General features: G+C 51.2%; 11 protein-coding genes. 8 read left to right on the top strand and 3 right to left on the bottom strand.

From position 1 onward, the window contains the following. Positions 1-71 precede the first annotated feature (71 nt). The 5 genes from HMPREF3192_RS02415 to HMPREF3192_RS02395 all read left to right on the top strand — a co-directional run bounded on the left by HMPREF3192_RS02415 (position 72) and on the right by HMPREF3192_RS02395 (position 9298). Positions 72-1523, top strand: a complete 1452-nt coding sequence (locus HMPREF3192_RS02415) for a CpXC domain-containing protein (protein ID WP_066305017.1) — start codon at positions 72-74, stop codon at positions 1521-1523. Between the two features lie 415 nt (positions 1524-1938). Then, positions 1939-3216 carry a substrate-binding domain-containing protein gene (locus tag HMPREF3192_RS02410; protein WP_066305016.1) on the top strand — a complete coding sequence of 426 codons (1278 nt, stop codon included), beginning with the start codon at positions 1939-1941 and terminating at the stop codon, positions 3214-3216. 213 nt (positions 3217-3429) lie between these two features. Beyond that, on the top strand, positions 3430-4938 hold the full coding sequence (locus HMPREF3192_RS02405; protein ID WP_066305014.1) for a sugar ABC transporter ATP-binding protein: 1509 nt from the start codon (positions 3430-3432) through the stop codon (positions 4936-4938). A gap of 13 nt (positions 4939-4951) precedes the next feature. Next, a complete protein-coding gene (locus HMPREF3192_RS02400; RefSeq protein WP_066305011.1) occupies positions 4952-6610 on the top strand; it encodes a galactose/methyl galactoside ABC transporter permease MglC in 1659 nt (552 codons plus the stop codon). 144 nt (positions 6611-6754) lie between these two features. Continuing rightward, positions 6755-9298, top strand: a complete 2544-nt coding sequence (locus tag HMPREF3192_RS02395) for a M1 family metallopeptidase (protein ID WP_066305009.1) — start codon at positions 6755-6757, stop codon at positions 9296-9298. A 184-nt stretch (positions 9299-9482) separates the two neighbouring features. On the opposite strand, the gene HMPREF3192_RS02390 is transcribed toward HMPREF3192_RS02395, so the two are convergent. From HMPREF3192_RS02390 to HMPREF3192_RS02380, 3 genes are read right to left on the bottom strand one after another with little or no spacing between them, the layout of a single operon-like run. Beyond that, positions 9483-11303, bottom strand: a complete 1821-nt coding sequence (locus HMPREF3192_RS02390; RefSeq protein ID WP_066305008.1) for a UDP-glucose--hexose-1-phosphate uridylyltransferase — start codon at positions 11301-11303, stop codon at positions 9483-9485. Further along, on the bottom strand, positions 11294-12556 hold the full coding sequence (locus HMPREF3192_RS02385) for a galactokinase (RefSeq protein ID WP_082715573.1): 1263 nt from the start codon (positions 12554-12556) through the stop codon (positions 11294-11296). Before HMPREF3192_RS02385 ends, HMPREF3192_RS02390 begins: the two co-directional genes overlap by 10 nt. A 42-nt stretch (positions 12557-12598) precedes the next feature. Beyond that, positions 12599-13840 (bottom strand): aldose epimerase family protein, encoded by a 1242-nt coding sequence (locus HMPREF3192_RS02380; RefSeq protein ID WP_066305006.1) that lies wholly within the window; start codon positions 13838-13840, stop codon positions 12599-12601. 1384 nt (positions 13841-15224) lie between these two features. Between HMPREF3192_RS02380 and HMPREF3192_RS02375 the strand changes: the two genes are divergently transcribed. From HMPREF3192_RS02375 to HMPREF3192_RS02365, 3 genes are all read left to right on the top strand, one after another. Further along, positions 15225-15773, top strand: coding sequence for a helix-turn-helix transcriptional regulator (locus HMPREF3192_RS02375; protein ID WP_066305005.1), 549 nt, complete (start codon positions 15225-15227; stop codon positions 15771-15773). A gap of 300 nt (positions 15774-16073) precedes the next feature. Then, entirely contained in the window at positions 16074-16583 is a 510-nt protein-coding gene (locus HMPREF3192_RS02370; protein ID WP_082715572.1) for an ECF transporter S component, read from the top strand. Between the two features lie 7 nt (positions 16584-16590). Beyond that, on the top strand, positions 16591-18963 hold the full coding sequence (locus HMPREF3192_RS02365; protein ID WP_066305004.1) for an ATP-binding cassette domain-containing protein: 2373 nt from the start codon (positions 16591-16593) through the stop codon (positions 18961-18963). Positions 18964-18977 lie beyond the last annotated feature (14 nt).

The following is an 18977-nucleotide window of genomic DNA, read 5'->3' as shown; positions in this document are numbered from 1 at the left end:
GCAGCGTTCGTCGGTGTCCGATGCTCAAAACAAACATCGCACGTAAACAACGGCCTACGGAGGCAAGTCCTATGAACGAGAAGACCAGTCAATCTGCAAAAAACTTCGAGAAGAACGGCAAGCCCAAGCAAAACAACGCAGCAAAACCAATCACCGCTCCCGACGACCTGGAAGCAATCACCGCCAAGCCGTACATTCCACCCGAGCACCAGCACTATGGTCTGTTGCCAGGGGCTCGCAAGAACAAAACGGAAGTGTATGCATGGCCAGAAGAGTTGGTGGAGGCCGACGCCCACATCTCAGAACACTATCCCATCGTGCTGGACAGCCGTGAGACCTACATCATGCCTCGTCGCGATGAAAGCTACATGCAGTATTTCGCCCGCCTGCGCGAGTTTCAACACCAGTATGCGTCCGAGGATCCCGACCTATCACAAGAGATTGCCATTGCCGCGGAGTTCATGAAACTCGTCAATCGCAAAGAGTATTGGTCCATCGTTAAATTCGTCGGTAAACAGGCTGTGGGATTTAAGGGTTTAACGCCAGGACGCTGCTACTATTGGCCTTGCTCGCCCGAGCATCCCGAGTACGAGGGCGTTATTGACGACGATGAGTTTACCTCGTATTTGTACCCCTGTGATCCCGACTACTGGGAGATTGTATCCGACCCCACCCATATGGCCGAGCGTGCCCTCGCAGGCGACGCCGATACGGTGGACACTTGGGAGCCTGCGGCTTCAGATGCCAGGTACGCCGAATTTTTTGAGTGGGCACACTTCATGGACATCAGCACTAAAACCAAAGGCAGCTACTATATGATGCTACAGCCCTATCCATGGGCTGCTTCCGAAAGCGAGCAGGACACACTTATCTGCTCAGCATGCGGCTCATCGAGCGACTTTAGTTATTGGTCCGTCGTGAACGCGCAAGAAAACCCTGAGTTCACCCGTGCTCTTCTCGACGAAAGCTTTTTTATAAAAACTTGCGCAGCCTGCGGTGCTTCAATACGGACGCTGCATCCCTGCCTATATTTAAGCCCTAACCAGCGTTGGTGCATTTATTTTGTCACTAACGATCAGATGAAGGCTGCCGTGCGCAAGATGTTTATGAACCTCAATGCTGATGACGATCGCGAGGGTCCAGGCGGCAGCACGCGTCGTATCGTGACAACCCCCGACGAGTTTATCGATAAGGTTGCCGTCTGTGAAGCGGCTCTCGACGATAGGATCATCGAGCTTGTAAAACTAGGCATCGCTGGCTCAGCGATGAACGCTGGTCATTTGCCTGACGGCATCGATGACGATAAGTACTACATATGCTTTTGTGGCGAACATGATGGCGCATTGCAGTTCGAGATCCAGCGTAGCGCCACTCCCGATGGGCCTATGCACTGCGAAATTGACAAGGGTGCGTACGGCTTCTTTGCGGATCTGCTGTCGAGAAGTCCGATGGCTGATGCGCAATCATTTCTTGTTGGCAGGCGCTGGGCACGCTCGGCATCGGATGTGCTTCCCGAGGAGTAGCCTGCGCGAAAGAACATCCACATAGTTCCCACATGGTCAAGAGTTTTTTTATCCACAGCGGTCGTGAGTGTACAAATTCCCAAAACTAGCTACCACTCATCGAAAGCTTAAAATTCTCGCGCACAAGACGAGAACATACAATTAGCATATATAAGTGTGAGATGATATGCGCCTTTATCTGGCTTTATGTAAAAGTTTGCAACATATGAGCATATATGCGTGCATCGTCTCCAAAAGAAGGCCGGTATGGGTTCCGGAATACGCTGAGGCTTATTGTGTGGGTGTACATACACGTCCGTTGATGCGTCCGTCGGCACACCTGTTGGCGTGTCCATTGGTACGCCCATTCGCAACAATAGGCTTCGGCACAACAAAGATTGCACAGTGATCTGTGCGCGCGGAAAGGATAAAACCTATGGTTATTTCACGTCGCAGTTTTATGAAGTTGTGCTCGATGGGTGCAGCAAGTGTAGCAGTCACCTCCCTTGTTGGTTGTGGCGATAAGAGCGGCGGTGGCTCCAAGGGTGGCGCAGCTGTTGCTAATAACGAGAAGCCCGTCGTATTCTACAACCGTCAGCCGTCCAACAGTACCACTGGTGAGCTCGACATGACGACCCTGAAGTTCAACAAGAATACCTATTACGTCGGCTTTGACGCTGTCCAGGGTGGCGATGCACAGGGCCAAATGGTTCTTGACTACATCAAGAAGCATGCTGCTGAGCTTGACCGCAATAAGGACGGCATTATTGGTTACGTTCTTGCCATTGGTGATATCGGCCACAACGACTCCATTGCTCGTACTCGCGGCGTTCGTAAGGCCTTGGGCACTGCTGTCGAGAAGGACGGCAAGGTTGTTTCTGACCCCGTTGGCGTCAACACCGACGGCAAGAGCAGCGTCGTAAAGGACGGTAAGGTCGACGTTGACGGCAAGAGCTACACCATTCGCGAGCTTGCTTCCAAGGAAATGAAGAACAACGCTGGCGCTACCTGGGATGCCGCTACCGCGGGCGACGCCATTACCGCATGGGTCTCTTCCTTTGGTGGTCAGATTGACATTGTCGTATCCAACAACGACGGCATGGGCATGTCCATGTTCAATAAGTGGTCCAAGGGCGAGAAGATCCCGACCTTTGGTTATGACGCCAACTCCGACGCTGTGGCTGCTATTGCAGAGGGCTTCAGCGGAACCATTTCTCAGCACCCCGATGTACAGGCATACCTCACCCTGCGCTTGCTGCGCAATGCTTTGGACGGCGTAGACATCAACACCGGTATCTCCAAGGCTGACGACGCTGGTAACGTTCTGGAAGAGAAGGACTACGTCTACAAAGAGGATCAGCGTTCTTACTACGCCATGAACTTGCCTGTCACTGCAGACAACTACAAGACCTTCCTCGACGCAACCGCTGTATATGAGAAGGCTTCCAAGCAGCTTGACGCTTCTAAGCACCCCGAGAAGAAGGTCTGGCTCAACATCTACAACTCCGCAGACAACTTCCTGAGTGCTACCTATCAGCCCTTGCTTCAGAAGTATGACAAACTTTTGAACCTCAAGGTTGAATACATCGGTGGCGACGGTCAGACTGAGTCCAACATCACCAACCGTCTTGGCAACCCAAGCGAGTACGATGCATTTGCTATCAACATGGTGAAGACCGACAACGGTTCTTCCTACACAGCACTGTTGAAGTAAGTACCATGCTTGCAGCTTTGCTGCCACGGCTGGTAAGGCAGCTTAAGGCAGCCACGGCAGCGTAAGGTTGCTGCATCAGCTTAAAGGCGGCGAAGCTGCAAAAGCCTATAGCTTAGATGTGTATGTACGTCCCAAGCACATCAAATAAGCGCACGTAACCGAGGGGGATGAAATTGTCTCCCTCGGCGTTTATTGATAACGAGGAGTGATGCAATGGAACAGACAACTGACGATTTTGTTTTGTCTATTGAAGGCATGAGCAAATCGTTTGCCCGCAACCGCGTCCTCGATCATATTTCGCTTCATGTTCGTCGCGGCACCGTTATGGGTCTTATGGGAGAAAACGGTGCTGGTAAATCTACAATGATGAAATGCCTTTTTGGAACGTATCAAAAAGATGAAGGCACGATAATTCTGGATGGAAAGCAGGTAAGCTTCTCCGGACCTAAAGACGCGCTGGAAAACGGCGTAGCTATGGTTCATCAAGAGCTAAACCAATGTCTTGAGCGCAATGTGGTTGATAATTTGTTTTTGGGGCGCTATCCGCTCAATAAATTTGGTGCTGTTGATGAAGCACGCATGAAAAAAGAGGCTAACGAACTCTTTAGGCGTTTGGGCATGACGGTGCAGTTGACCAAGCCCATGAAAACCATGTCCGTATCCGAACGCCAGATGGTCGAGATTGCAAAAGCCATCTCGTACAACGCAAGAATTATCGTTTTGGATGAGCCTACCTCATCGCTGATGGCGCAAGAGGTCGAGAAACTCTTCGAAATGATTCGCATGCTCAAAGAGCAGGGCATATCCTTAGTGTACATCTCTCACAAGATGGATGAGATTTTCCAGATTTGTGATGACATTAGCGTGTTGCGCGACGGTAAATTGGTTATGACCAAGCGCGCTAACGAAACCTCGATGGCCGAGCTTATCAGCGCCATGGTGGGTCGTTCGCTCGAGAATCGTTTTCCCGAGATCGACAACCACCCAGGTGATCCCTATGTTCGTATCACGCATCTTTCTACCAAGTACAAGCCCCACCTGCAGGACATTTCGTTTGAGGTGCGCAAGGGCGAGATTTTTGGCTTGTATGGTTTGGTAGGTGCAGGCAGAACCGAGCTTCTCGAGACCATTTTTGGTGTACGTACCCGTGCTGCGGGACGCGTGTACGTTGGTGGCCGTCTAAGCAACTTCTCCAGTGCCGCGGAGGCAATGGATGCTGGCTTTGCCATGATTACTGAAGAGCGAAAAGCAAATGGCCTGTTCCTCAAAGGGGACTTGACCTTTAATACCACCATTGCCAACCTCGATCATTACAAAACGGCGATGGTGCTTTCTGATCAAAAGATGGTTAAGGCCACGCAAAAAGAACTCAAGGTTATGAATACCAAAGCCATGGGCCCTAGCGATCTTATCTCCAGCTTATCTGGTGGAAACCAGCAAAAGGTTATCTTTGGCAAGTGGCTTGAGCGCTATCCGCAGGTGTTTTTGATGGACGAACCTACCCGAGGCATTGACGTAGGTGCAAAGTACGAAATTTACGAGCTGATTATCGACATGGCTAAAAAAGGAACAACTGTTATTGTCGTTTCGAGCGAGATGCCCGAAATCTTAGGCATTACCAATCGCATTGGTGTGATGTCCGCAGGAAGGCTCGCAGGTATTGTCGAAACCAAACAAACCGATCAAGAAGAACTCTTGCGCCTGAGCGCAAAATATCTGTAGGAAGAGGTTGCAGATGTCTCAAACAACAGCCAATATACTTGAGCCTTCAGGCGAAAAACAGTTGCGTGAACCTATTGCATCGTATGTGGGCGCGATCCAGAAAAAAATTGATGACCTGCGCGCTGACGGCACCACTAAGGTTATCGAGTTGCAAAGCGCTATCGAGTCGGCCAAGCGCGACAAATCAATGTCGCATGATGAGCGCCAAAAACTCATGAGCTCGTACACCACCGAGCTGCAAGAAGCTAAGCGTGTCGAGGCGGACCACAAAGCTCAGATTGATGCCTTGATCAAAGATGCTGAAGGCTATTTGGCACAGCATTTCGATAAGGACTACTTCAGCAAGGTCAAGCTTTCGTGCGCTGCGCAAAAAGTCCAGGCCAAAGCAGACTACCAAAAAAGCCTTGCGCAACTCGCAAAAGATCATGCTCAGGTGATGTCCACGCTCACGGACGCGCAAGAGATTAAGGACGAGAAGTACGTCTATAAAAACAAGCAGTTCGACGCAAAGGTAACCTACCAAAAAACCTTGCAGGACATTAAAAATCATGAGCACGATGTTTTTAGCTGGCGCTATCACCTCATTGACCTGCTACGCATGTCTAAGTTTACGCTGGCCGAGACCTACGCGCAAAAGTGGGAAAATTACCGCTACTCGTTTAACATGCGCTCGTTCTTGCTAAAAAACGGTTTGTACATCGTTATTATGCTCATCTTTATTGCGTTGTGCATTCTTACACCTGCCATTAAGGGCGGCACGCAGCTTTTGACCTACACCAACGTCATTAACATTTTCCAGCAGGCAGCGCCTCGTATGTTCCTGGCCTTGGGTGTATCGGGGCTGATCTTGCTGACTGGTACGGACCTCTCCATTGGTCGTATGGTGGGTATGGGCATGACCGCCTCAACCATCATCATGCACCAGGGCATTAACACAGGTCAGGTCTTCGGCATCGCCTTCGACTTTACGGCTATGCCCGTCGCCGTGCGCATTCTTTTGGCGCTCGTTACCTGCATCGTGCTGAGTACCATATTTACCTCTATTGCAGGCTTCTTTACAGCCAAATTTAAGATGCATCCGTTTATTTCGACTATGGCAAACATGCTCATTATCTTTGGTATTATCACCTATGCCACAAAGGGTGTTTCCTTTGGTGCCATCGAGCCCGTCATTCCGTCCATGGTTATCCCCAAGGTCGGTGGCTTCCCCACCATTATTCTGTGGGCCATCGCCGCGATTGTGATTGTCTGGTTTATCTGGAACAAGACCACCTTTGGTAAGAACCTCTATGCTGTCGGCGGCAACCCCGAGGCCGCGGCCGTTTCGGGCATCAACGTCTTTCGGGTTATGATGGGCGCCTTTGTTATGGCTGGTATTCTCTACGGCTTTGGCTCCTGGCTCGAGTGCATCCGCATGGTTGGTTCTGGTTCTGCTGCTTACGGCCAGGGCTGGGATATGGACGCTATTGCGGCCTGCGTTGTCGGCGGTGTCTCCTTTACTGGTGGTATTGGTAAGATTTCGGGCGTCACCATTGGCGTTCTTATCTTCACCGCGCTGACCTACTCGTTGACCATCTTGGGCATCGACACCAACCTGCAGTTTGTGTTCTCGGGCATCATTATTCTTGCGGCCGTTACCCTCGACTGCTTGAAGTATGTCCAGAAGAAGTAGTGCGCTGGTCCGCGTTCTGGCGAGAAGACCCGCGTAGTATGACAAGCTTTCGTGCGCCTCAGCTCTGTGTTGAGGCGCATTTGTTACACTTACAAGTATTGCAATGATTTCGACAAGAAAATTCTCGAACAAAGGATGTGAGTTATGAGCGTTTCAACTCGTTTGTACGACCTGTTTGTGCCTTCGCATTATGACATTGTGCTCGACATTAACCGCAGCAATAAAACGATTGCGGGTCGCGTGCGCATCAAAGGCGAGGCTAAAGACGCAAACTTCAAGCTCAATCAAAAGTACTTGACGGTTACTCGCGTTTTGGTTGACGGCGCCGAGGTTCCGTTTGAGGCGAGCGATCAGAGCGAAACGCTGGCCGTCGCTGCAGGCAAAACAGGAGAGCTCACGCTCGAGATCAGCTATTCGGCAAAGCTCACTGACTCGCTCATGGGCATTTATCCTTCCTATTATGTGCACGATGGCGTTAAAAAACAGCTGGTCAGCACCCAATTCGAAACCACGTTCGCGCGCCAGGCCTTCCCCTGCGTGGATGAGCCGCTCGCAAAAGCGACCTTTAGCCTCGGCATTAAGTTTGACGAGAAACCCAGCGAAATCGTCATCTCTAACCAGCCAGAAGAGCGCGTCGAAGACGGTGTGCACTACTTTAAAGAGACCGTGCGCATGTCTACCTACCTGCTCGCCTTTGCGCTGGGCGAGTTCCAAGCAAAATATGCCACAACGCCCAGTGGCGTTAAGATTGGCTCCTTCTGCACCAAGGCACATGCCGCTAAAGAGCTCGACTTTGCGCTGGATATCGCCACGCGCTGCATCGACTTCTACGAGCGCTATTATCAAACGCCGTACCCGCTCGAGCATTCCTACCAGGTAGCGCTTCCGGACTTCTCGGCAGGCGCTATGGAAAACTGGGGCATGGTAACCTACCGCGAAGCGTACATGCTGCTCGACCCCGACAATAGCTCTTTGTCCAACAAGCAGCGGGTCGCAACCGTTATTGCGCACGAGCTTGCACACCAGTGGTTTGGCGACCTCGTCACGATGAAGTGGTGGGATAACCTGTGGCTCAATGAGTCCTTTGCCAACATGATGGAGTATGTCGCCATTGACGCCATCGAGCCCGATTGGCACATTTGGGAAGTCTTCCAAACCTCAGACACGCCCATGGCGCTGGGTCGCGACGCAACCGATGGAGTGCAGTCGGTGCATGTGATGGTCGAGGACCCCGCCGAAATCGATGCCATTTTTGACTCGGCTATCGTGTACGCCAAGGGTGCCCGCATGCTTGTTATGGTGCGTGCGCTGTTGGGCGACGACAACATGCGCCGTGGGCTCAAAGCCTACTTCGACACGCACAAGTATGGCAACGCCGAAGGATCTGACTTGTGGGCAGCCCTTGAGCAGGCGAGCGGCCTTAACGTGGGCACCATTATGGATTCCTGGCTTGAACAGCCTGGCTATCCCGTGGTCGAGGCGTGCCTGGCCGAGAATACCCTCAAGCTGAGCCAGCAACAGTTCTTCATTGGCGAGCATGCCGAGAAGAACCGCCTGTGGCAAATTCCTCTTGCTCCAACGAGCGATAAGATTCCTTCGCTTATGACCACCAAAACGCTTGAAATCGACAACTACCAGGCAATTCGCGACGAGCAGGGATTGCCCATTCGCTTGAACCAGGGCAACAATTCCCACTTCATCGTGCACTATGACGAAACGCTCCTGTCAGATATTCTTGAGCACCTTGATCGCCTGGACAGCATCGACCAGCTGCAGCTGCTGCAAGATATGTCGCTGCTTGCAAAGGCGCATTACATTTCCTATGCCGAGATTATTCCGCTGATTGAGCGCCTGGCTGGCAGCACTTCTCATATCGTGCAGACAAAACTGTGGGAGATCGTCGACACGCTCGACATGTTTGTCGATCCCGATAGTCGCGAGGAAGGTCTGCTCAAGGTACTCGCGGATCGCATCAGCGTCAGCAACGTGGAGCGCCTTGGTTTTGCACCTCGTGATGGCGAGTCGATTGACGATAAACTCGCACGCCCCATTTGCATTGCCCTGTCGCTGTACGCCGAAAATAAACAGACGATTGCCGAGCTCCACCGCATTTATGAGCAGCACAAAGATGACATCGTGTCGCTTGATGCGGATCTGCGCGGCCTCGTGCTGAAGTGTGAAGTGAAACACTTTGGTAACAGCGAGCTCTTCTCTGGCCTTATTGACGCGTACCAGCACAACTCCGACGCGCTCTTTAAGAATGATGCCCGCGCTGCTGTGTGCGCCACGCGTGATGTCACGCAGATTCACGAGATTTTGAAGAACTTTAAGTGCGCCGATGTGATTAAGCCGCAGGATTTGCGCATGTGGTTCGCGCCCGTTTTGGGCAATCCCACGGGCGAAGAGATTGCATGGACCTGGCTGCGCGACGACTGGAAGTGGCTCGAAGCAACCGTTGGCGGCGACATGGAGTTCACGACCTTCATCGAGGTCTGCGGGCATGCGTTCCATACCGAAAAGCGCCTCGAAGAGTTCCGCGCGTTCTTCATGCCCAAGCGCGAAGTTGCGGGCCTTGGTCGCGAGATCGAGATGGATGCGAAGCTCATTCACAGCAAATGCGAGCTCATTGCTGCGCAAAAGGGTGACGTGTATAAGACTCTCGAGAAGGCCGTCGCGCTCGACGCGTAAACGCACGAGCGCTCTATTTAACGCGCTATTTATAACGTGGGTTATAGGACAAAACGTGTGTAAAAAATGGCTGTTGACACAGGTCAGCAGCCATTTTTGGTGAAAAAATTTGAGTCTGGGTTTTGCAGGCATAAGACGTGCGCCATGGGTTCGCGACCATGGTTACGCGACCACAGGTTCGCAGTTACTTTGTCAGCCGTGTGACTCCCAGCGTTTTGATAAAGTCGTCAAAGTGTTCAAAGCCTTCATCGTTGAGCTTGAAAACGCCAGCACACTCCATGACATGCCAAAACACCTGTGCGGTCTCGTTGAGCAGGAACTTTTGAATGTGTTGTCCCAACTGAGCGTCGCTCTTCTCGTCGCCGGGTTTATCGTCAGCGATCTTCTCGCCAGCAACGGTGCATGACGCCTTGTCTTCGGACTGGTGTTGGAGCTGCTGCCCAAGCATCGGTTTGAGGCTTTTTGCCCAGGTAGCGTGCTTGCTAATTTCGGGATCTCGAAAGCAGCGCTGGAAAAACTCGTCGTCGGTCATCTGCGTGGTGTAGGCTGTTTTGAAGAGCAAGGTCAATGCGAGCAGCTCACGCTTGAGACGTGCGGGCAAAATGGCGAGGCCCATGACCTCGATGATTCCGATGTTTTCCTTCTTAATGTGATGGTACTGCTCGTGTGGATGAAAGACGCCCAAGGGATGTTTATCAGAGCAGATATTGCAGCGCAGTGCCAGATACATTTCGTAAGTGGCGGCATTGTTTGTGCTCGCGGAGTTCCCTGCATTTGTATCTGCGGCAGAGTCCACAAGCTTGCGCACGATAGGCGTAATAGTGTTGTGAGGCACAACGTTGCCCTGTTCATCAGTGGTATGCGCCACAATGCCAAGCGACTCGTCGCTATAGCTGCGCCACGACGCGAGGATGGAAGTGGCAGCATCAAGAAGCTGGCTGCGATCAGTGCTGACCAAGCGGATGCAGCTCACTGGCCAGATCAACTCATCAAGGGCGACCTGGGGATATGCGCCCATTGTGTAGCGTGCGCGCAGCTTTGCGTGCATGATGGGGAAGACGTGCTTGCCACACTGATAATGATCGTGAGACAAAATAGAGCCGCCCACGATAGGCAAATCAGCGTTGGAGCCGATCATGTAGTCGGGAAACATATCGACAAATTCGAGCAAATTCGAAAACGCTTGGCGGTCGATATGCATCGGTCGGTGGCTGCAGCTCATAACAATGCCATGCTCGGAAAAATAGGCATATGGGCTGTATTGGAAGCCCCAGCTTTCGCCTCCAAGCGTCAGGGGCATAATGCGTAAATTTGTGCGCGCGGGATGGGCGCTTTGTTTAGCACTTGGGCTTCTACCAGCGAATCCTTCATTTTGTATGCAGAGCTGGCAGGCGGGGTAGCAATCAGTCTTTTTTGCTTTGCCCGCAAGAGCTATCTCTTTGGGGTCCTTTTCGGGCTTTGAAAGGTTAATGGTCATCTCGAGCTCTTGTCCAGCACACTCGCTGATCCACTCGAGATTTCGTTCGATGGCTTCCTTGCGCACATAGCAACTTGCGCATGAGAGTTGGTAAAGATAATCACAGGCGGCTCGCGAGCCTTGCACGCGCAGCAGGGCAAAAAATCGCTCTTGCACCTCACTGGGTCGTGGCATGAGCTCGCCAATAATATGCATAGCAATGCGATCTTTGCCAGATGCGGTGTCGTCATCTTTATGATGCGCTGCTCCAACGGCCGCAAGTTTCATGAGCTCCGCTTCGATGGGGTAGTCCTTGAAGGACGAGCGATCGGGGCATTTGAGTTGTTGGCGAGAAGACATCCACGCTTCAGATGGTGGGAATGAATCAAGCCCAATAGATGCGCAAACGCGGTTATATGCCCAGATATAATCGGACGGCTGAATAAGCTCGTTTGCTATGCAAAAGTCGCACAGGCGCTCAATAGATGCTTGTATCGCCAGCGCGTCGGAGGCGCCCGCCAGCGGATCGGAAGGTGTTGCTACAGGCATTGCGCTGATGCTCCTTTATTTGCAATGGCATAACGCATGGCAGCGCCGTCCCCAAACCAGCTGTTCATCGAGGCAATAAACTCATCAACCATATCCAGCGGCACAAAGCACTGAATGGATCCGCCGAAGCCGCCACCGTGGATGCGGATTGCACCCGCGCCCTGCAGTAGCTGCTCGGCAAGACCGAGCGCAAGCATGGCTGGCTGATACGATCCCGAGGTCGAAACATTCTGCAAGAACATGCCCGAGCTCGTGCCCGACTTACGGGTGAGGTCGAGAAACGTGTCGATGTTATTCTCGTTAAGGGCGCGCCAGCGCTCATCGACGAGGTTGTTCTCGTACCAGTAATGAATAGCGCGAAGCAGTGCGCGATCGCCGAGTTTCTCGCGAAGCTCAACCACGCGGCCATTAAAGTCTGCCTGCAAAACTTCGCACAGGCGGGTTTTGTCAAATGCCTGTGCCACTGCCTGCATCTCTTGAGGAACAGCGGCATATTCGTGGGTAAATTGCACATGATCGCTGCCCACGTTGACCAGTACGAGGGCATAGCCCTTATCTTCAAAATTAAAGCTCAGGCGCTCGTATTGTGGGTGCGCGGGATCTTCGAAGTTCATGAAGGCTAGGCCGCCCAAGCAAACGGAGAGCTGGTCCATCAAACCGCAGGGCTTGCCAAAATAGGTATTCTCGGCAAATTGGCTGTAAAGCGCCAGATCGATAGCAGAAATAGGCTCGCCTTTCCACAGCGCTTCCATCGCGCGTCCGAGCGCTGCCTCGCACGCAGCAGAAGAAGAAAGGCCGCTGCCACCAGGAACGGTGCTGGTAAGCGCAATATCAAAGCCCTGGGGTGTAAAGCCGTTGGAAGCAAGTTTGTAGGCCATGCCGCGAACGATTGCTTGCGTCGTGAGTTTTTCGTCCTCGCGCGGCTCGAGGGAGGCGAGGTCTACCTCGACGGGGTCGAAGCCCTGTGAAACAAGGCGAATGGTTTGGGTGCCATTGGGGGCGCATACTCCTGTGATTGCGACATTGAGTGCTCCTGCGATGACGTGGCCGCCTTCGTGGTCGGTGTGGTTGCCACTGATTTCGGAGCGTCCTGGTGCGCTGACCAAAATTTTTTGCAGGGTCGCGTCTGATGCGCCCGTCGCACTAAAATGAGCCTTGAAAAGTTCGAGGGTGATGCGAACCGCTTGGTCACTCGATAATTTTTGCGCTTGTACTTGTCCAGAAGAGCAGGTAGATGTGCAGGTAGAGCTCATGCAAAGTCCTTTCCCGATTGCCAAAATTAAGTATAGTAGATCTTATAGCTGCAGGACATGACTATCGTGCGAGAAGGTATAGACAATTGTGGCGATATAAGGATGCTCTGGTGTGCACAGCGGCTGAGGCCAGCTTTGGTGATGTGAGCAATCGGGATAGAACTCGGGTTCAAACGCAAAGCCCGCACGCTGTGCATAAGAAGCGCAGTCTTTGGCACTGGTATCGTTAAGCCAGTTTCCTGTATACAGATGCGCGCCTGGTGCGCTGATGGTGATGTGGAGTCGTCTTCCGCTTTTTGGATCGCGGGCGAGAAGGGCGCTGCGTGGCTGATTGGTTTTCTCGGCAGTCTCGGCGGCTGCGGTGTGCGCGACGCCTGCAACATCGCTGGCATCGGGGCTGGTATACCCATCGACGGCAAAACAGTGGTCGTAACCATTGGCACGCCTGAGCTGCTCATTTTCATCGTGGATATTTTCGCCGAGCGCTTTTGCTTCTCTAAAATCAAATGGCGTGTTTTTGACGGGCTCGACTGTGCCTTCCGAGACGTTATCTTTGCGGATGGGCAGATACGAGCAAGCATGAATACACACTTCATGATCAAGCACCGAACCAGAGGCGTGACCAGCTAAATTGAAGTAGCTATGATTGGTCATGTTCACGAAGGTTGGCTTGCTTGTGGTGCAGATGTATGTTACGCGCAATTGTTGGCAGCCGCCATCAAGATCGGTGATGCTATCAGCATTACCGCAGGTGCTGGCGCCAGCGAGGCAAGTGACACCAGCAAGGTTATCACTACCACCACCATCGCGCGAGACGAGCTCAAAACGGGCAGAAAAGTTTCGATCACCAGGAAGCCCATACTCGCCATCTAGCAGCGTGCAGCTAAGGGTAACAGTGTTGTGCTCGTGGTCGACTTCCGCTTTCCAAAGGCGTTTGTGCAAGCCTTCAGTAAGGCTCGTATGCAGGTTATTTTCTTGCGACGGCCCATCATTTTTTGGCAGCGTATACGCCACGCCCTCCAAGACAATTTCTGCTTTGTCACTTCTGTTGGCGACAGGGCCGATGGTTGCCCCGTAGCAGGCAGGGTTAGCACCCGCATAGTCCGCGAGCGTATCGAACCCCAAAACAATATCTTGGACATCCCCGCGCACGTCTGGCGTTTTAATCGAGAGGATGGTAGCACCAAAATCACTGATGGTAACACGCGTGTTCTTCTCGATAAGAGTGTACGCATGGGCGAGAAGACCATTCGGTAGTGTGCCAAAAATTTCAGTTTCGATCATGAACGCCTCTCCTCCAACATAGCAGTTTCTAATAGCTTTGCCCTGAGTTCTTTTTTGAGATGTATCTTCTCGGCACCCTTCAGGCAACACTTCACGGGGTTTACTTTTTAAATGTGCTAAATTCAAATATTCAGGTACATTTTGGAGTTAGGTTTTTATTGTAAAACTCTCTGTATAAAAAACGCTACTTGCGGCAAATGGTAAGACTTATCTGCCCCTTTTTTTGATAGAAATTTTAGTTGTTATTAAACTGGTTTTATTTATAATTCAAGTTGAAAAGTTTTTTCTGATAGTGGAATAAAGGAGGACAAGTTGAAAAACAACATGTTTCCCAGCTAACGGCAATGCTCGTCTCAAGTCTTTGTGCATGCACTCTTTTCGGAACCGTTGCTTTTGCCACCCCAACTGATGCCCCCACCTCACAAGACTCCGCACCTATTGGAAATGCAACAATTCCTTCTACTGCTTCTTAAGACAGCTCTTCTAATCCAGCAGATACTAGGTCATGACCTTGCTCAGAATGCTGTTAATGATTTCGGGATGAGCCCAAAGGATAATTTCTTGCAGCAAAATTCTTTAACAAGAGACAAACTGGTCGTACAAACATAGTAAAAAACGTAGTAGACAAAGTCGTAAAACCTTTTTGTCAAAGCCATCTACAGACATGTCATAAAACCTGTAGTCAATGCTGCAAAAGCTGCCTACAACAAATACGTACAGCCAGCAGTAAACTTCGTACGTGACAAGCTCATAGCACCAATCGGAAACTTCTTAAAAGGCCTTTGAGGGTAAGAAAAACCATGTATAAAATAGCACTCATAGTTTTCATTATGGGATTTATTTTGATGGACCAGGCACAATTTATAATGCTAATTACGAAAAAACAAGTAGTGCTTTTTTACTTCTGGATCTGATAACGCATGCCTATATGTTGATGGTAATGATATGGACTATCTTTTTGATAACACCTTTAAATTAATTTCTCATGGAAACAGAGAAGTTCTGTCAATGGATTTGAACAAAATTGATGTAGAGGCTGTAAAAAAAGATATTTATAAGACAGTACAACCTGTCATAGACGCTCAGCCAATGCCTTCTGTCAATCTTCAGTGCTGTATGATCGACTGAATAGAGATAAGTTCAATTGAAAAGCTAAAATATAGCCAGCCGCTTAGGTAGAAGAGTAGAAGAACATTTCTGTATCTTTTGAAAGACATAGCCTCTATTTGCGGAGATGTTATTTCACGTTGCTTGTGGCAACGCGGGGGATTTCTTAGCATGATTTGCGTCAGAAATCCTTTTAGAAAGTCTTTTTAGGGGTTTCTAGAGGGGTTTCTCGCGGATTTTAGATGCTTTCGCAGTTTCGCAAAAAAGGAGGTACACAATGCTTAACAAAAATATTCAACGAGCTAGAAAAGCGAAGGGCTTGTCGCAAGAAGAGCTCGCTTGCCAAATCAATGTGGTTCGTCAGACTATTTCTAAATGGGAGAAGGGCCTCTCGGTGCCCGATGCCGACATGCTCATTGCGCTTGCAGCGGCGCTCGATGCCTCGGTTAGTACTTTGCTGGGAGACACCAGCTCCTTGTCAGGCAACGCGTCTACGGAAGCGAGGCAGTGCTCCGTTGACGCACCCGACGCACAGCAGCTTGCCGAGAAGCTCGAGCTTATTAACGCAAAGTTTGCGGAACAAGCAAAAGAAAAACGAAAGTTGCGATTCCGCCTATGTCTAGCTGCGCTTCTCATGACGGGAGTGCTGCTTATAGGTTTTAGGGTTATCGAAGGCGTTTATGAACCGTGGGATTATTCAAAATTTGATTTTGAGAGAGCTGTTGTTGGTGTTTTAGCTCATGGCTTTGGATGGATTTTTGTGCGCCTGAGCCCTTTTATTGCCATTGGAGCTCTTATCGGCATGTACCGTAATCAAGAGCGTTAGGGCATCAGCCCGTGCGTGGTACCGCCGCGATGTATATAAGAGAATATTACATATTGGTTTCGAACTTGCTATCTCTGTGCAGTTGGTTTAAATTATAGTTAAGCAAAGCTAACTCTATAACTTGCGCTATATGAGCGTATGAACATACGACAGATATAAGGAGATGCCGTGAGCACGGATCAGAGCACGAGCCAGACTTCGGAAACATCGGAAACCCCAAATCGAAACATCAAAACGTCCGTAAAAACATCCAATCGTTCGAAATTCGAAAATAGCGTTTTAGGAACGAGGAATCTCTTGATGGTTACCGCGCTAGCGGTCGTTGGCATGATTTTGATTATTCCGCTTAACTTTGCGGGGCCTGCACTTTTTGCGTCACCTCAAACCATTTTGATTGGTTGCTTGATTATGGGACTGTGGTCGTTGCCATTTTTGCTTCCGTCAGTCGTAGTAAGAAAGCCAGGCTCAGCCATCATCGCTTCCGCCATCATGGGCATTATTGGCGTTTTTACTACTCCCGTTGGCCCTATGGCGATCATTGGCCATGTTATTGGTGGTGCGTTGATTGAGGCGCCTTTAGCCTGTTGCCTCTATAAATACAAGTGGTGGAACTACTTTGTTGCAGCCATTGCCTTCGGTGCCTTTAACGGATTTGGCTATGTGGGCTACGTGAGGGTCCCATTCGATTTCTCTATGACGGCAATGATGGTTGGCACCGCAGTAGTCTCGTCCTGCATTGGTGCAGCTCTTGCGATTGCCATTGCTCATGCACTCAAAAAAGCAAACGTGGGTGTGTCTGTAGACAACTAACACAACTATGAAAGAGCCGCGTACGCAAAAGCTTGAACTGATAGCAGACAAGCTTTCCATTCACTATATCACCAGCAAAGACTGGATCTTGGACGACGTTTCCTTTACGCAGTGTTTGGGAAAAGTCAGCGCTATTATCGGCCCCTCGGGCTGCGGAAAAACCAGCTTTATTCGCACACTTTGTGGTCTCATTCCGCATTCCATTCCGTCGGAATATGCGGGGAGCGTCACCTTGGATGGCGTCGAGATTGCCGAGATGAGTGTCAAAAATCTTGCACAGCACGTGAGTTACGTCGGGCAAAACCCCGATGCATCGGTCATCACGCGCGTTATATTTGATGACGTTGCGTTTGCCCTGCAAAACCTCTGCCTTTCTCAGCAGGAAATTCAGCAACGCGTTGAAGAGGCGCTTGCCGCGGTAGGCTTAAGCGAACAGATCTATGATGACCCGTGGACCCTTTCGGGCGGTCAGCGCCAGCGCTTGTCGTTTGCCTGCGCCATCGCCATGCAAACGAAGATGCTCATTCTCGACGAGCCGACCTCCACCATTGACATTGCCGCTCGCGAAAACATCTACGCGATCCTGCGCGAACTCAAGGAACAGGGCTACGGTATCGTGATTATCGACCACAACCTCGATCCAATTTTGGAACTCTGCGACCAGATTCTTGCGCTTGACGAGAAAGGCCGCGTCATAGCATGCGAAAGCCCGAATACGATTTTTGCCAACCATCTTGAGCGACTCAAAGCCTGTGGCGTGTGGCTGCCCAAGGAATTTAGAAATGTGCCTTCCTACACATCGCCTCAGTTTGACATTTTGCAGCAGAACACGGTGAAGTACCTCGCCAAAGATGCGCACGGCGTCTGGCGAGAAGTTCGTGCGCTTGACGATGGCGTCGGAAGTGACGATGGAAGCGCCTCGACCACTACGTCCGTCACGGGCGACGATGCTGCGCCCGTGGCTGACGATGCCACGCCTGCGACCATCGACATCAAGAACTTCTCGGTACCCGGCCGCGCACCTGCAATTTCGATGCGCTTTACAGGCGGAGAATGCATCGGCTTGGTTGGCGTTAACGGCTCGGGCAAAACGAGCTTTTTAACAGCGCTTTCTGGCCTTATGCCTTTTAAGGCAGACCATGCGTACATCGAGCAAAAAGCATTGAAGCGCGGAAAACACCTGGCGGGATTTGTGTTTCAAAATCCCGAGCACCAGATGGTTACGAGTTCGGTGCGCCAAGAGCTTGCGATAGAAGGCTTGGACGATGCGGAAGTTGACAGGATTTTATCGCACTTCCATCTGCAGGATCTTGCTAACGTGCACCCGCTTGCGCTTTCGGGAGGCCAGCTCAGAAGGCTGTCGGTCGCGACCATCGTGGCGAACAAGCACAAGTTTATTATGCTCGATGAGCCGATGTACGGTCAGGACTGGAATAATACTCTCGAGCTGCTCGATCTTATCGGCGAGCAACAAAAAAAGGGCTGCACCATCATTATGGCGATCCACGATTTGGAGCTCGCGTATCAGTACTGCACGCATATCATTGCGCTTCCTGCAGCGCAGACCTGGCGTACGAATGGCATGTCTATCGAGAAACCCGCCGAGGCCAACGCTGCCGAATCAGCACGCCGCGCGATCGCCACGGTCGCAACATCCCGCAAGGCCGCAGCACGAGAGCCATGGGGCCTCAACCCCTTTACGCTCAGCTTGGCAGCGCTGCCTCTGATCATTTCGCTGCTCTTCGTAAGACATCTGTGGTTGAACAGCGCAATCATCGCGTTGGGCGTTGCAGGTGTGCTCTTCTCGAAAGTCTCGATCAAACAAAAACTAGCGATGACGAGTGCCGTGGGTATTGCGACCGCGGCGATGATCTGGCTGTTTAATACCAGCTACCACGATTATGTCGAAATCCGCCTGTATACCTATGGTGGTGCCAATATCACTGCAACCGTTTTGGCTGCGCTGCTGGCGCTCATGTTTGCCCTTGCGTGCTACACCACCCCCGAGGCAATGCTTACAAGTATGACCACCTGCTTTAAGGTTCCGTATCGTGTTACCTCCGTGGGACAGGCGTCCATTGCCTTTGTGAGCAGATTTACGGAAGATTTTAAGACACTGCGCGTGGCTCGCTCCCTGCGTGAAGTGGGCAAACGCTATGGAATCTTTGCGGGCGGGTATCGATGGGTAAGCGCCATTTTGCCCCTCATCATTTTGGCGGTTCAACATGGCGAACGCGTGAGCCTGTCTATGGATTCGCGCGCTTTCGGAGCCTTCGACACACGCACGGAATATTACACGTATGCCTGGCGCGCCCGTGACTGGATTTGCATGCTCGGCGTATGGGCCGCAACAGCTGCCCTTTGCTTCTTTTTGACTTAGTGCTCGTCCTTTTT

The sequence above is a fragment of the Atopobium deltae genome (assembly GCF_001552785.1).
GTDB classification, from domain to species: domain Bacteria; phylum Actinomycetota; class Coriobacteriia; order Coriobacteriales; family Atopobiaceae; genus Atopobium; species Atopobium deltae.
The sequence above is the reverse complement of the archived record's forward strand: the minus strand, read 5'-3'. Positions and strand labels throughout refer to the sequence as shown.